The organism is Cupriavidus necator (genome assembly GCF_040578825.1).
Classification (GTDB): Bacteria; Pseudomonadota; Gammaproteobacteria; order Burkholderiales; family Burkholderiaceae; genus Cupriavidus; species Cupriavidus necator_E.
In genome coordinates this window covers 21,916-33,454 of the sequence record NZ_JBEFLI010000075.1, presented here as the reverse complement: position 1 = coordinate 33,454, position 11,539 = coordinate 21,916, and the positions used below count along the sequence as shown (strand labels likewise).

At 66.8% G+C, this 11,539-nt stretch carries 12 protein-coding genes; 6 read left to right on the top strand and 6 right to left on the bottom strand.

The features are described from left to right. Nucleotides 1-144 precede the first annotated feature (144 nt). The 4 genes from AB1I47_RS27860 (at nucleotide 145) to AB1I47_RS27845 (ending at nucleotide 3,858) form a co-directional block, all read left to right on the top strand. Nucleotides 145-1,425, top strand: coding sequence for a glutamate-5-semialdehyde dehydrogenase (locus AB1I47_RS27860; RefSeq protein ID WP_354686932.1), 1,281 nt, complete (start codon nucleotides 145-147; stop codon nucleotides 1,423-1,425). A gap of 50 nt (nucleotides 1,426-1,475) precedes the next feature. Next, complete coding sequence (locus AB1I47_RS27855) at nucleotides 1,476-1,898, top strand: CopD family protein (protein WP_354686931.1); 423 nt, start codon at nucleotides 1,476-1,478, stop codon at nucleotides 1,896-1,898. Between the two features lie 37 nt (nucleotides 1,899-1,935). Continuing rightward, complete coding sequence (locus AB1I47_RS27850; RefSeq protein WP_354686930.1) at nucleotides 1,936-2,541, top strand: 2-hydroxychromene-2-carboxylate isomerase; 606 nt, start codon at nucleotides 1,936-1,938, stop codon at nucleotides 2,539-2,541. A gap of 63 nt (nucleotides 2,542-2,604) precedes the next feature. Then, the gene (locus AB1I47_RS27845; RefSeq protein WP_354686929.1) at nucleotides 2,605-3,858 is read left to right on the top strand and encodes a THUMP domain-containing class I SAM-dependent RNA methyltransferase; all 1,254 of its coding nucleotides are present in this window, start codon (nucleotides 2,605-2,607) and stop codon (nucleotides 3,856-3,858) included. A gap of 23 nt (nucleotides 3,859-3,881) precedes the next feature. On the opposite strand, the gene AB1I47_RS27840 is transcribed toward AB1I47_RS27845, so the two are convergent. The 5 genes from AB1I47_RS27840 to AB1I47_RS27820 form a co-directional block, all read right to left on the bottom strand. Beyond that, nucleotides 3,882-4,928 carry a response regulator gene (locus tag AB1I47_RS27840; protein ID WP_354686928.1) on the bottom strand — a complete coding sequence of 349 codons (1,047 nt, stop codon included), beginning with the start codon at nucleotides 4,926-4,928 and terminating at the stop codon, nucleotides 3,882-3,884. A gap of 239 nt (nucleotides 4,929-5,167) precedes the next feature. Then, on the bottom strand, nucleotides 5,168-6,643 hold the full coding sequence (locus tag AB1I47_RS27835) for an NAD(P)(+) transhydrogenase (Re/Si-specific) subunit beta (RefSeq protein WP_354686927.1): 1,476 nt from the start codon (nucleotides 6,641-6,643) through the stop codon (nucleotides 5,168-5,170). Continuing rightward, a complete protein-coding gene (locus AB1I47_RS27830) occupies nucleotides 6,643-6,984 on the bottom strand; it encodes an NAD(P) transhydrogenase subunit alpha part 2 (protein ID WP_022536554.1) in 342 nt (113 codons plus the stop codon). Before AB1I47_RS27830 ends, AB1I47_RS27835 begins: the two co-directional genes overlap by 1 nt. A 241-nt stretch (nucleotides 6,985-7,225) precedes the next feature. Beyond that, nucleotides 7,226-7,588: an aspartate 1-decarboxylase gene (gene panD, locus AB1I47_RS27825; protein ID WP_354686926.1), complete on the bottom strand. Its 363-nt coding sequence runs from the start codon at nucleotides 7,586-7,588 to the stop codon at nucleotides 7,226-7,228. A 58-nt stretch (nucleotides 7,589-7,646) separates the two neighbouring features. Further along, nucleotides 7,647-8,768, bottom strand: coding sequence for a Re/Si-specific NAD(P)(+) transhydrogenase subunit alpha (locus tag AB1I47_RS27820; RefSeq protein WP_354686925.1), 1,122 nt, complete (start codon nucleotides 8,766-8,768; stop codon nucleotides 7,647-7,649). 265 nt (nucleotides 8,769-9,033) lie between these two features. Between AB1I47_RS27820 and AB1I47_RS27815 the strand changes: the two genes are divergently transcribed. Both AB1I47_RS27815 and mnmA read left to right on the top strand, forming a co-directional pair. Continuing rightward, complete coding sequence (locus tag AB1I47_RS27815) at nucleotides 9,034-9,525, top strand: NUDIX hydrolase (protein WP_354686924.1); 492 nt, start codon at nucleotides 9,034-9,036, stop codon at nucleotides 9,523-9,525. Further along, nucleotides 9,522-10,607: a tRNA 2-thiouridine(34) synthase MnmA gene (mnmA, locus tag AB1I47_RS27810; protein WP_354686923.1), complete on the top strand. Its 1,086-nt coding sequence runs from the start codon at nucleotides 9,522-9,524 to the stop codon at nucleotides 10,605-10,607. Before AB1I47_RS27815 ends, mnmA begins: the two co-directional genes overlap by 4 nt. Nucleotides 10,608-10,692: 85 nt before the next feature. On the opposite strand, the gene AB1I47_RS27805 is transcribed toward mnmA, so the two are convergent. Then, on the bottom strand, nucleotides 10,693-11,307 hold the full coding sequence (locus tag AB1I47_RS27805; protein ID WP_354686922.1) for a glutathione S-transferase C-terminal domain-containing protein: 615 nt from the start codon (nucleotides 11,305-11,307) through the stop codon (nucleotides 10,693-10,695). Nucleotides 11,308-11,539 lie beyond the last annotated feature (232 nt).

The window sequence follows — 11,539 nt, the reverse complement described above, 5'->3', positions numbered from 1 at the left end:
CTGGGGGGGGGCGGGGGTAGGGGGCACGCGGTGGATCATACTAAATCGCCCCTCGATGCTGCGCCCCTCTCCCCCAACCCCTCTCCCGCCGTGCGGGAGAGGGGAGGAACACACACACTGACGGCCAACCCCAGGGCCACTGACATGACCGAGCTCGACCTCAACCAATACATGGACCGCGTCGGCCGCCAGGCCCGCGCGGCGTCGCGCGCGATGGCGCGCGCCTCCACCGCCGACAAGAACCAGGCGCTGCTGACCATTGCCGCCGCGATCCGCCGCGATGCCGACAAGCTCAAGGCGGTCAATGCGCGCGATGTCGAGCGCGCCCGCGCCAACGGCCAGGACGCCGCCTTCGTCGACCGCCTGACCCTGTCGGACAAGGCCATCGCCACCATGGCCGCGGGCCTGGAGCAGATTGCCGCGCTGGCCGACCCGATCGGCGAGATCTCGAACATGAAGTTCCGCCCGACCGGTATCCAGGTCGGCCAGATGCGCGTGCCGCTGGGCGTGATCGGCATCATCTACGAGTCGCGCCCCAACGTGACCATCGACGCCGCGGCGCTGTGCCTGAAGTCGGGCAACGCCACCATCCTGCGCGGCGGCTCCGAGGCGATCGAATCGAACACCGCGCTGGCCGCGCTGGTGGCTGAAGGGCTGGCCTCGGCCGGGCTGCCGCCACAGGCGGTGCAAGTGATCGAGACCACCGACCGTGCCGCCGTGGGCCGGCTGATCACCATGACCGAGTACGTCGACGTGATCGTGCCGCGCGGCGGCAAGAGCCTGATCGCGCGGCTGATGGAAGAGGCGCGCGTGCCGATGATCAAGCACCTGGACGGCATCTGCCACGTCTATATCGACGCCGATGCCGACCTCGACAAGGCCGTGCGCGTCTGCGACAACGCCAAGACCCAGCGCTACGCGCCGTGCAACACCATGGAGACGCTGCTGGTGTCGCAAGACATCGCCGCCGCCGCGCTGCCGCCGCTGTGCCGCATCTACCAGGAAAAGGGCGTCGAGCTGCGCGTCTGCCCGGCCACCCGCGCCACGCTGGAAGCCGCCGGCTTTACCGGCCTGGTCGATGCCGCCGAGGAAGACTGGCGCCTGGAATACCTGGCGCCGATTCTCGCCATCAAGACGGTGGCCGGACTGGATGAGGCCATCGCCCATATCAACGAATACGGTTCGCACCATACCGATTCGGTCATCACCGAGAACTACTCGACCGGCATGCGCTTTATCCGCGAGGTCGATTCGGCCAGCGTGATGATCAACGCCTCGACGCGCTTTGCCGATGGCTTCGAGTATGGCCTGGGCGCGGAGATCGGCATCTCCAACGACAAGCTGCATGCACGCGGCCCGGTCGGGCTCGAAGGGCTGACGTCGCTGAAGTACGTGGTATTCGGGCACGGCGAGATCCGCACCTGACGCTCGCGCGCCAACCACAATAACAACCGTTCTCGAACGTCTCTCTGCCGATGCTCTGGGTCAAAGCGCTGCATATCGTCTTCGTCGTCTCATGGTTCGCCGGCCTGTTCTACCTGCCGCGCATCTTCGTCAACCTGGCGATGGAGACCGACGCCGCCAGCACGCAGCGGCTGCTGCTGATGGCGCGCAAGCTGTTCCGCTTCATGACCATGCTGGCGGTGCCGGCGCTGGTGTTCGGGCTGTGGCTGTACCTGGGCTACGGCATCGGCCGCGGTGCGGGGCAGGGGTGGATGCATGCCAAGCTGGCGCTGGTGCTGGTGCTGATCGGCTACCACCACGGCTGCGGCGTGCTGCTGCGCAAGTTCGAGGCGGGGCGCAATGCGCGCTCGCACCGGTTTTATCGCTGGTTCAACGAGCTGCCGGTGCTGGTGCTGCTGGCGGTGGTGATCCTGGTGGTCGTCAAGCCGTTCTGAGCGCGCCGGCCATTCCCTACATTGTTGCGAGACTGAGATGAGCAAGCTGGTCGACTACTACCTGACGCCGCAGTCGCCGTTCGTCTACCTGGGCCATGCGCGCTTTGCCGCCATGGCCGAGCGCCACGGCGCGCAGGTGAACCTGAAGCCGTGCGACATGGGCAAGGTGTTTTCCGTGTCGGGCGGCGTGCCGCTGGCGCAGCGCCCGCCGCAGCGCCAGGCCTACCGGCTGGTGGAGCTGGCGCGCTGGAGCGAGTACCTCGGCGTGCCGCTGCATCCGCAGCCGACCTTTTTCCCGGTGTCGGGCGATGCCGCCAGCAAGCTGATCATCGCCACGCAACTGGCGCACGGCACCGCGCGCGCGATGGCACTGACCGGCGCGATCGGCGCGGCGGTGTGGGCGCAGCAGCGCAATATCGCCGACGCCGCCACGCTGGCGCAGATCGCCGAGGAAACCGGCCTGGACGGCGCCGGCCTGCTCAAGGCCAGCGAGGCGCAGTCGGTGCAGGCGGCCTATGCGCAGAATACGCAGGATGCGATCTCGGCCGGCGTGTTCGGCGCGCCGTGGTATGTGCATGACGGCCAGCCCTTCTGGGGCCAGGACCGGCTCGACTTTCTCGACCGCGCGCTGGCGGCGGGTTGAACTAAGCTATCGGATATGTCCCGTCCGCTACGGCGGACGTTTTTGTTTGCAGGAAACCCACACATGACCCAAGCCTTCTTTGCCCCTTGCCCGCGCGGCCTGGAGAGCGCGCTCGCCGAAGAACTGCGCGAGATCGCCGCCCGGCCCGGCATGGCCGCGCTGGCGCTGTTCGCGGTGCACCAGGAGGTGCCCGGCGGGGTCAACTTCTCGGGCGAGATGGCCGCCGCCTACGCGGTCAACCTGCATTCGCGCATTGCCAGCCGCGTGCTGATGCGCGTGGCCGCGCGCGGCTACCGGCATGAGGACGATATCTACACGCTGGCGCGCGGCGTGCGCTGGGAGCAGTGGTTCTCGCCGGACGAATCGCTGCGCGTCGATATCACCTCGCACAAGTCGCCGCTGCGCAGCCTGAATTTCACCGCGCTGCGGGTCAAGGACGGCGTCTGCGATGCCATGCGCGAACGCCTGGGCGCGCGCCCGAGCGTCGATACCGCCAGCCCGGATGTGCGCATCTATGCCCACCTGACCGAGCGCGACTGCACGCTGTACCTCGACACCACGGGCGAGCCGCTGTTCAAGCGCGGCTGGCGCACCGAGAAGGGCGAGGCACCGTTGAAGGAGAACCTGGCCGCGGGCATCCTGCGACTGGCCGGCTGGGTGCCGGGCCAGACCTTTCGCCCGTTCTACGACCCGATGTGCGGCAGCGGCACGTTCCTGATCGAGGCCGCGCAGGTGGCGCTGGGCATCGCGCCGGGCGGCAGCCGCAGCTTTGCCTTCGAATGGCTCAAGGGCGTCGACAACAAGGCCTGGCAGAAGCTGAAGTCCGACGCGCAGCGCGCACGCATGCTGGCCTCGGCCGACGAACTGCAGGTGGTCGGCTCCGATATCTCTACCGACATGCTGGCGATCACGCGCGCCAACTGGGAACGCGCCGGCCTGCCGGGCGAGGCGCGCACCAAGCAGGTGGATGCGCGCTTTATCCAGCCGCCTTATGAAGAGCCGGGTCTGCTGCTGATGAACCCGCCATACGGGGAACGGATCGCGGTGCGCGGGCAGCGCCGCTCGCCCGAGGAAGAGGCGCCGCGCGACGAGGTGGAAGAGGCCGCGGCCAACCAGTTCGCCAGCGCCTTTGCCACCACGCTCAAGCAGCATTTCGCGGGCTGGCAGGCGTGGGTGTTTACCGGCGACCTGAACTTCCCGCGCCGGCTGCGGCTCAAGGAATCGCGCCGCACGCCGCTCTACAACGGCAATATCGAGTGCCGGCTGTTCCGTTTCGATATGGTGCGCGGCGCCAACCGGCCGCCGCAGGCGGACTGAGCGGCCGGGCTGAGCGGCCGAACTCAGGGGCGCTTGCGCCCCGTCATCGCTTCCTGGTTGCGGCTGAAGTCGGCGAGGAAGCCCTGCAGGCTCACCACCGGCTCCTGCAGCAGGTGGCGCGGCAGGTCGAACAGCGCGTAGAAGAACTCTTCATTGCCTTCGCAGCGCTCGGCGGGCAGGCAGTATTGTTCCCAGTCGATGCAGGCCGGCGTGTACATGCCGTTGCCCGGCCAGAAGAACGGCACCAGCCGGCCTTCGCGCAGGCCCTCGATCAGCGCGGCCGGGGCGTCGTACGCTTCGGCCGACTCCACCTGGCTGGCCAGCCCGGTGCGCGTTTCGATCACCATCAGCGTGGCATGGCCTTGTGCGGTCAGCATCAGGATGCCGGCCGGGTTGGGGTACAGGTAGTACTCGACAAAGCCATAGCGCGCGGTGATCTGCCGCACGCGCTCGGTCATGGCCGGATCGGACAGGAACGAGAACGAATGCCGCGTCAGCAGCTCGCGCAGCGTGCGCGACAGCGTGGCGAAGTACGCCTGCTGCATTGCCTCGATTTCCTGGTCGAGCCGCTCCACCATATTGCTGTCGTGCTTCTTCACGTAGCGGTCGATCAGCCCGTGGTTGAAGCCCTGCACGGCGATGCTCTCGTCCGCGGTGCCGGTCAGCAGGATGGTCTTGCATGGCAGGTCCTGCAGCGCCTGGCAGAACTCCAGCCCGTCCATCTGCGGCATCGAATAGTCGACCACGATCACGCCCGGCTGCAGGAAGCGGTTGACGTCGTGGATCTGGCGGTAGATGCGGTCGATGTCGAGCTGCACCGTGCGCCGTTCGGTCAGGAAGGTCAGGTCGTCGTGCGTGACGCGCACCGGCAGGAACCCCGGAAAGCGTTTGGCATAGGCCTCGCGGATCCATTGCAGCGCCTCACGGGGATCCGTGAAGGCGACGACCGCGCGCGAGGCATCCATCTGGAACGCCAGGCTGTCGATGAACGATTTGCTGTCATCGACCAGGACGGTCAGCACCGGGTGATGGAAGACCGACAGGTTCCTGTCGTGCGGGTTGAAGGTCATGATGCGTTGGCTCGGGGCCGGCGGGGAGGGGTTCGGCGCAACCGGCAAGCCGGCGGGCGCATTCGCAGCCCAGTATAGCGCGCCGCGACGGCCTTGCAAGGCACCCCAGCCGCGTGTGGCCGGCGTGTTGCGCGGGTGTTGCCGATATGGCCGCCGGGCCTTGGTCGCCGGGGGGCAAGTGAGGGGAAACCCGCGGGCGCCCGGGTCCATGCCCGAGGACGCCCGCAGGCAGGGCAGCCTCAGTCGACCGCCTTGAACATGTCCTCGACCACCTTCTTGGCGTCGCCGAACACCATCATGGTCTTGTCCATGTAGAACAGCTCGTTGTCCAGCCCGGCGTAGCCGGCCGCCATCGAGCGCTTGTTGACGATGATGGTCTTGGCCTTGTACGCCTCCAGGATCGGCATGCCGGCGATCGGCGACTTGGGGTCGTTCTTGGCCGCCGGGTTGACCACGTCGTTGGCGCCCAGCACCAGCACCACGTCGGCCTGGCCGAACTCGCTGTTGATGTCTTCCATCTCGAAGACCTGGTCGTACGGCACCTCGGCCTCGGCCAGCAGCACGTTCATATGGCCGGGCATGCGGCCCGCGACCGGGTGGATCGCGTATTTCACGGTCACGCCCTTCTCGGCCAGCTTCTCGGTCAGTTCCTTGAGCGCGTGTTGGGCGCGCGCCACGGCCAGGCCGTAGCCAGGCACGATGATCACGGTCTCGGCGTTGCCCATCAGGAAGGCGGCGTCGTCGGCCGAACCGGACTTCACGTTGCGCTGCGCCTGCGCACCGGCCGCGGCACCGGCCGACGCGTCGGCGCCGAAGCCGCCCAGCAGCACGTTGAAGAACGACCGGTTCATCGCCTTGCACATGATGTACGACAGGATCGCACCGGAAGAACCCACCAGCGAGCCAGCGATGATCAGCATCGGGTTGTTCAGCGAGAAGCCGATGCCCGCCGCCGCCCAGCCCGAGTACGAGTTCAGCATCGACACCACCACCGGCATGTCGGCGCCGCCGATGGGGATGATGATGGTCACGCCCAGTACGAAGGCGATCCCCAGCATGATCAGGAACGGCAGCCAGTCCTGCGACAGGAAGAAGATGATGCCGAAGCCGAACATCGCCACCGCCAGCAGCAGGTTCAGCCAGTGCTGGCCGGCAAACACCACCGGCGCGCCCTGGAACAGGCGGAACTTGTAGCGCCCGGCCAGCTTGCCGAAGGCGATCACCGAACCGGAGAAGGTAATGGCGCCGACGAAGCAGCCGATAAACAGCTCGATGCGGTTGCCCAGCGGGATCAGGTGCGAGCCCGCCGGCGCGATGCCGAACGCGGCCGGCTCGGCCACCGCCGCCACCGCGATAAAGACCGCTGCCAGACCGATCAGCGAGTGCATCGCCGCGACCAGTTCGGGCATCTTGGTCATCTGCACCTTCCTGGCCACGTAGGCGCCGATGCCGCCGCCGACCACCAGTGCCGCGAAGATCAGCGCGATGCCGGTGCCTACCGACGACTGCGCCGTGCCGGCCGCCAGGAATTCATTCTTGAGCTTGATGATCAGGACCAGCGTGGTCACCACGGCAATCGCCATGCCGATCATGCCGAACGCATTGCCCTTGCGCGCCGAGGCCGGGTGCGACAGGCCCTTGAGCGCCTGGATAAAGCAGACCGAGGCCACCAGGTAGAGCAGGGTGACGAGGTTCATGCTGACGAGACCGGTCATTACGCGCCCTCCCTGGCCAGCGCCTGCTTGGCCTCGGGGGCCTTGGCCTTCGGCTCTTTCTTCTTGAACATCTCCAGCATGCGCTGCGTCACCAGGAAGCCGCCGAACACGTTGACCGCGGCCAGCGCCACCGCCAGCGTACCCATCACGCGCCCGACCCCGCCTTCGGTCAGGCCCGCGGCGAGCATCGCGCCAACAATGATGATGGCCGAGATCGCGTTGGTCACCGCCATCAGCGGCGTATGCAGGGCCGGCGTGACCGTCCAGACCACGTGGTAGCCCACGTAGATCGCCAGCACGAAGATGATCAGGTTGATCACCGTGTGGTTCACCATCTCCATCGACTTCTCCTCCGTTGCTTTGAAACCGGGATACCGCGCGTTTTGCTGAATTCTTATTGCTGTATTGCGGCCAGGGCACGCCAGGGCCAGGGGCTCAGATCGACCGATGGCGTGCTCCCTCTGCCGCTTGCGGGAGAGGGCTGGGGTGAGGGCGGGCTTGCCCACGAAGTCAGGCCGGTGGTATGCCAGCGCCTGCCCTCTCTCCCTGCCTCTCCCGCAGGCGGGAGAGGGGAGAAAACCCTCAGAACTTCTTGATTTCCTTGATGCCGTTCTTCTCGTTCACCAGGATCACCTTCGGCTTGTACGTGGCGATTTCCTCGTCCGTCATCGGCGCGTAGGTGCAGATGATCAGCTGGTCGCCCAGGTGCGCACGGCGCGCCGCGGCGCCGTTCAGCGAGATCTCGCCGCTGCCGCGCTCGCCCTTGATGATGTAGGTGGAGAAGCGCTCGCCGTTGTTCACGTTGTACAGCTCGATCTTCTCGAACTCCTTCATGTCGGCAGCGTCCAGCAGGTCCTGGTCGATGCCGCACGAACCCTCGTAATTGAGGTCCGCCTGCGTCACGGTGACGCGGTGGAGCTTGGCGCGGAGCATGATGCGTTGCATGGGTGATACGTCCTTATAGATAAAGCGAATGCTAGCGCGCGCGGCGCGCCCTTGGGGATTACGCCGCCTCGCGCACGACCTGGCCGTCCCTGCACATCAGGCAGGCCGCGACGATGTCGTCCTCGAGATTCAGCGTGAACTGGGCATCCTTGTCGATGACCAGCTTGAGGAAGTCCAGCACGTTGCGGGCATAGAGCGCCGAGGCGTCGGCCGCGACCATGCTGGCCAGGTTGGTGTGGCCGACCAGCACGACGCCGTGGCGCTCGACCACTTCGTCGGCCACCGTCAGCGGGCAGTTGCCGCCCTGCGCGGCGGCAAGGTCGACCACCACCGAGCCCGGCTTCATCTGCTGCACGGTGGCTTCGTGCAGCAGCACCGGCGCCTTGCGGCCCGGGATCAGCGCGGTGGTGATGACGATATCGGCCTGGATCGCGCGCTGATGCACCAGTTCGGCCTGGCGCTTCATCCAGTCGGGCGGCATCGGGCGGGCATAGCCGCCGACGCCCTGCGCGATCTCGCGCTCTTCGTCGGTCAGGAAGGGCACGTCGAGGAACTTGCCGCCGAGCGATTCGATCTGCTCCTTGACCGCGGGACGTACATCGGACGCTTCGATCACCGCGCCCAGGCGCTTGGCGGTGGCGATCGCCTGCAGGCCGGCCACGCCGGCGCCGAGGATCAGCACGCGCGCCGCCTTGACGGTGCCGGCGGCAGTCATCAGCATCGGCATAAAGCGCTGGTAATGGTGCGCTGCCACCAGCACGGCCTTGTAGCCGGCGATATTGGCCTGCGACGACAGCACGTCCATGCTCTGCGCGCGCGTGGTGCGCGGCGCGGCTTCCAGGGCAAAGGCGGTGATGTTCGCGGCGGACATGCGCGCGTTGTTCTCGGCATCGAAGGGATTGAGCATGCCGACCAGCACGGCGCCCGGCTTCATCTGCGCCAGCTCGGCGGCTTCGGGTGCGCGCACCTTGAGCACCAGCTGCGCGCCCAATGCCTCGGCGGCGGTGCCGATGGTGGCGCCGACCGCCTCATACGCGCCGTCAGGCTGGCTGGCGCGTACGCCTGCGCCGGCCTGGACCACGACCTTGTGGCCCTGGGCGACATACTTCTTGACGGTCTCCGGGGTGGCGGCGACGCGAGTCTCGCCGGCCCGCGTCTCCTGCGGGATGCCGATGTACATCGTCAATTTCTCCTTTAGCTGGCGTCGTATCTGGTTGGTCGGGCCGACGTCTGGCCCGTTGCGTGCCGCAAAGGCTCCATCCGCAGCGCACAATTTTTTCGCAGCTTACAGGAATCTGCCGTTCGATGGTGACCGGGCGGTCGGGTTTTTCCCGGGCGCCAAATGGATGTTTCGGCGCACGCCGGCGTGCCGCCGGTGGCCCCCGTGGCGCTGCACGATGCCCCGGCAACCGGTAGAATGCGAAATTGCCTAAAAATTGAGCATCATGTCACGTGATTGGAATGCCAGTGTGACCGTTGCCGCGGTGATCGAGCGCGGCGGCCGCTTCCTGCTGGTGGAAGAAGAAACCGCGAACGGCCTGCGGCTGAACCAGCCCGCTGGCCACCTGGACCCGGGCGAAAGCCTGATCCGCGCCGTTATCCGCGAAACGCTGGAAGAAACCGCGCACACCTTCGAGCCGCGCGCGTTGCTGGGCTGCTACATGGGGCGCTCGTTGTCATCGCGCACCGGTACGGATGTCACATACGTGCGCTTTGCCTTTACCGGCGACCTGGGCTCGCTCGACGCCGGCCGCCAGCTCGATACCGGCATCGTGCGCACGGTGTGGATGAGCGCGGAAGAACTGCGGGGCTGCCCGGATCGACACCGTTCGCCGCTGGTACTGGCCTGCGTCGACGATTTCCTTGCCGGCAAGCGCTTTGCGCTGGATGCGCTGTACACGCACCCGTCGGTGCTGGCCGCGGGAGCATCGCTGTGAGCGGGAACGGAAAGCGGGTCGTGGTCGGCATGTCGGGCGGGGTCGATTCGTCGGTCACCGCGTGGCTGCTCAAGCAACAGGGCTACGAGGTCATCGGCCTGTTCATGAAGAACTGGGAAGACGATGACGACAGCGAATACTGCTCCACGCGCCAGGACTGGCTCGACGTGGTGTCGGTGGCTGACCTGATCGGCGTCGACGTGGAAGCGGTCAACTTCGCCGCCGAATACAAGGACCGCGTCTTTGCCGACTTCCTGCGCGAATACTCGGCCGGGCGCACGCCCAACCCCGATGTGTTGTGCAATGCCGAGATCAAGTTCAAGGCCTTCCTCGACCATGCGATGTCGCTGGGCGCGCAGACCATTGCCACCGGCCACTATGCGCGCGTGCGCCAGAACGCGGCGGGCAAGTTCGAGCTGCTGAAGGCGCTGGATCACACCAAGGACCAGAGCTACTTCCTGCACCGGCTGAACCAGGCGCAGCTGTCGCGCACGCTGTTCCCGCTGGGCGAGATCCCGAAGACCCGTGTGCGCGAAATCGCCGCCGAGATCGGCCTGCCCAACGCGAAGAAGAAGGATTCGACCGGCATCTGCTTTATCGGCGAGCGCCCGTTCCGCGATTTCCTGAACCGCTACCTGCCGACCAGGCCCGGGCCGATGAAGACGCCCGAGGGCAAGATGGTGGGCGAGCATATCGGGCTGGCGTTCTACACGCTGGGCCAGCGCAAGGGCATCGGCCTGGGCGGCAGCCGCGACGGCAACGGCGACGCCTGGTACGTGGCGCGCAAGGATATGGCGAGCAATACGCTTTACGTGGTGCAGGGGCACGACCATCCGTGGCTGCTGACGCCAGCGCTGACGGCGTCGGACCTGTCCTGGGTGGCGGGCGAGCCGCCGGCGGCGGGCGCCGCGATGGCGGCCAAGACGCGCTATCGCCAGGGCGATGCGGCGTGCACGGTGCAGGCGGTGGAGGGCGATGCGCTGACGCTGCGGTTTGCCGAGGCGCAGTGGGCGGTGACGCCGGGGCAGTCAGCGGTGTTGTATGACGGGGAGGTTTGTTTGGGCGGGGGGATTATTCAGTAGGAAAAGCACCCTACGGCCCATGAATGACCGCTTGTATGCTCCCCTCTCCCGCTTGCGGGAGAGGGGAGCAAACCGGCGGGAGTTGTCACCCACGCGGCGGCGCCGTATCGATAAACGATTGGCGCTTCGCCAGCTTCTCCTCCAGCGCTGCCAGGTTCGGATGGCGCTCGCGCCACGCGATCTCGGGGAAGCGGAAGTCCAGGTAGGACAGCGCGCAGCCCACCGCCACGTCGGCCAGCGAGTAGTGCGTGCCGGTGCAGAAGGCCTTGTCGCCCAGGCCGTCGGCCATCGCCACCAGTGCCGCGTCGATCTTGCCGTGCTGGCGCTGCACCCAGCTTTCGCTGCGCTCGTGCGGCTCGCGCTTGGTCATTTCCAGGCGCACCAGCAGCGCGGCGTCGAGCAGGCCGTCGGCCAGCGCCTCCCAGCAGCGCACTTCCAGCCGCTCGCGCCCGCCTTGCGGGATCATGCGGCTGACCGGCGTCAGCGTATCGACATACTCGACAATCACGCGCGAATCGAAAACGGCGCCGCCGTCTTCCATCACCAGGCACGGCACCTTGCCGAGCGGGTTGAATCGGCCGATCGTGGTCTCGGGCGACCAGACGTCTTCTTCGATGAGCTGGTAGTCGATCTTCTTTTCGGCCATCACCACGCGCACCTTGCGCGCGTAGGGACTGGTATGGGACGCATACAGCTTCATGTTCTCCCCTTGAGCTTGTTATGAAGTGCATCGTCGCTCCGGTGGCAGCGGCGGCGGGGCGCGCCTGCTGGCCCGATGCACTTCATAACAGGCTAAAGGAACGGCGAGCGCGAGTATACCCGTGGTGCAAGGCGAATGCGGGCCCGCGCACCGATGCCCCGTGGCGGCGCTTGACCGCTGCCCCGGAACGGGGGCAGGGGTGGTAAAATCCCCCGTTGCGCAGCGCCGGCGG

Coding starts and splice junctions, on each gene's coding strand:
- AB1I47_RS27820 (WP_354686925.1), bottom strand. CDS start 8,768: ATGTACATCGGCATCCCGCAGGAGACGCGGGCCGGCGAGACTCGCGTC.
- AB1I47_RS27855 (WP_354686931.1), top strand. CDS start 1,476: ATGCTCTGGGTCAAAGCGCTGCATATCGTCTTCGTCGTCTCATGGTTC.
- AB1I47_RS27805 (WP_354686922.1), bottom strand. CDS start 11,307: ATGAAGCTGTATGCGTCCCATACCAGTCCCTACGCGCGCAAGGTGCGC.
- panD (WP_354686926.1), bottom strand. CDS start 7,588: ATGCAACGCATCATGCTCCGCGCCAAGCTCCACCGCGTCACCGTGACG.
- AB1I47_RS27840 (WP_354686928.1), bottom strand. CDS start 4,928: ATGACCTTCAACCCGCACGACAGGAACCTGTCGGTCTTCCATCACCCG.
- AB1I47_RS27835 (WP_354686927.1), bottom strand. CDS start 6,643: ATGACCGGTCTCGTCAGCATGAACCTCGTCACCCTGCTCTACCTGGTG.
- AB1I47_RS27845 (WP_354686929.1), top strand. CDS start 2,605: ATGACCCAAGCCTTCTTTGCCCCTTGCCCGCGCGGCCTGGAGAGCGCG.
- AB1I47_RS27860 (WP_354686932.1), top strand. CDS start 145: ATGACCGAGCTCGACCTCAACCAATACATGGACCGCGTCGGCCGCCAG.
- AB1I47_RS27815 (WP_354686924.1), top strand. CDS start 9,034: ATGTCACGTGATTGGAATGCCAGTGTGACCGTTGCCGCGGTGATCGAG.
- AB1I47_RS27850 (WP_354686930.1), top strand. CDS start 1,936: ATGAGCAAGCTGGTCGACTACTACCTGACGCCGCAGTCGCCGTTCGTC.
- AB1I47_RS27830 (WP_022536554.1), bottom strand. CDS start 6,984: ATGGAGATGGTGAACCACACGGTGATCAACCTGATCATCTTCGTGCTG.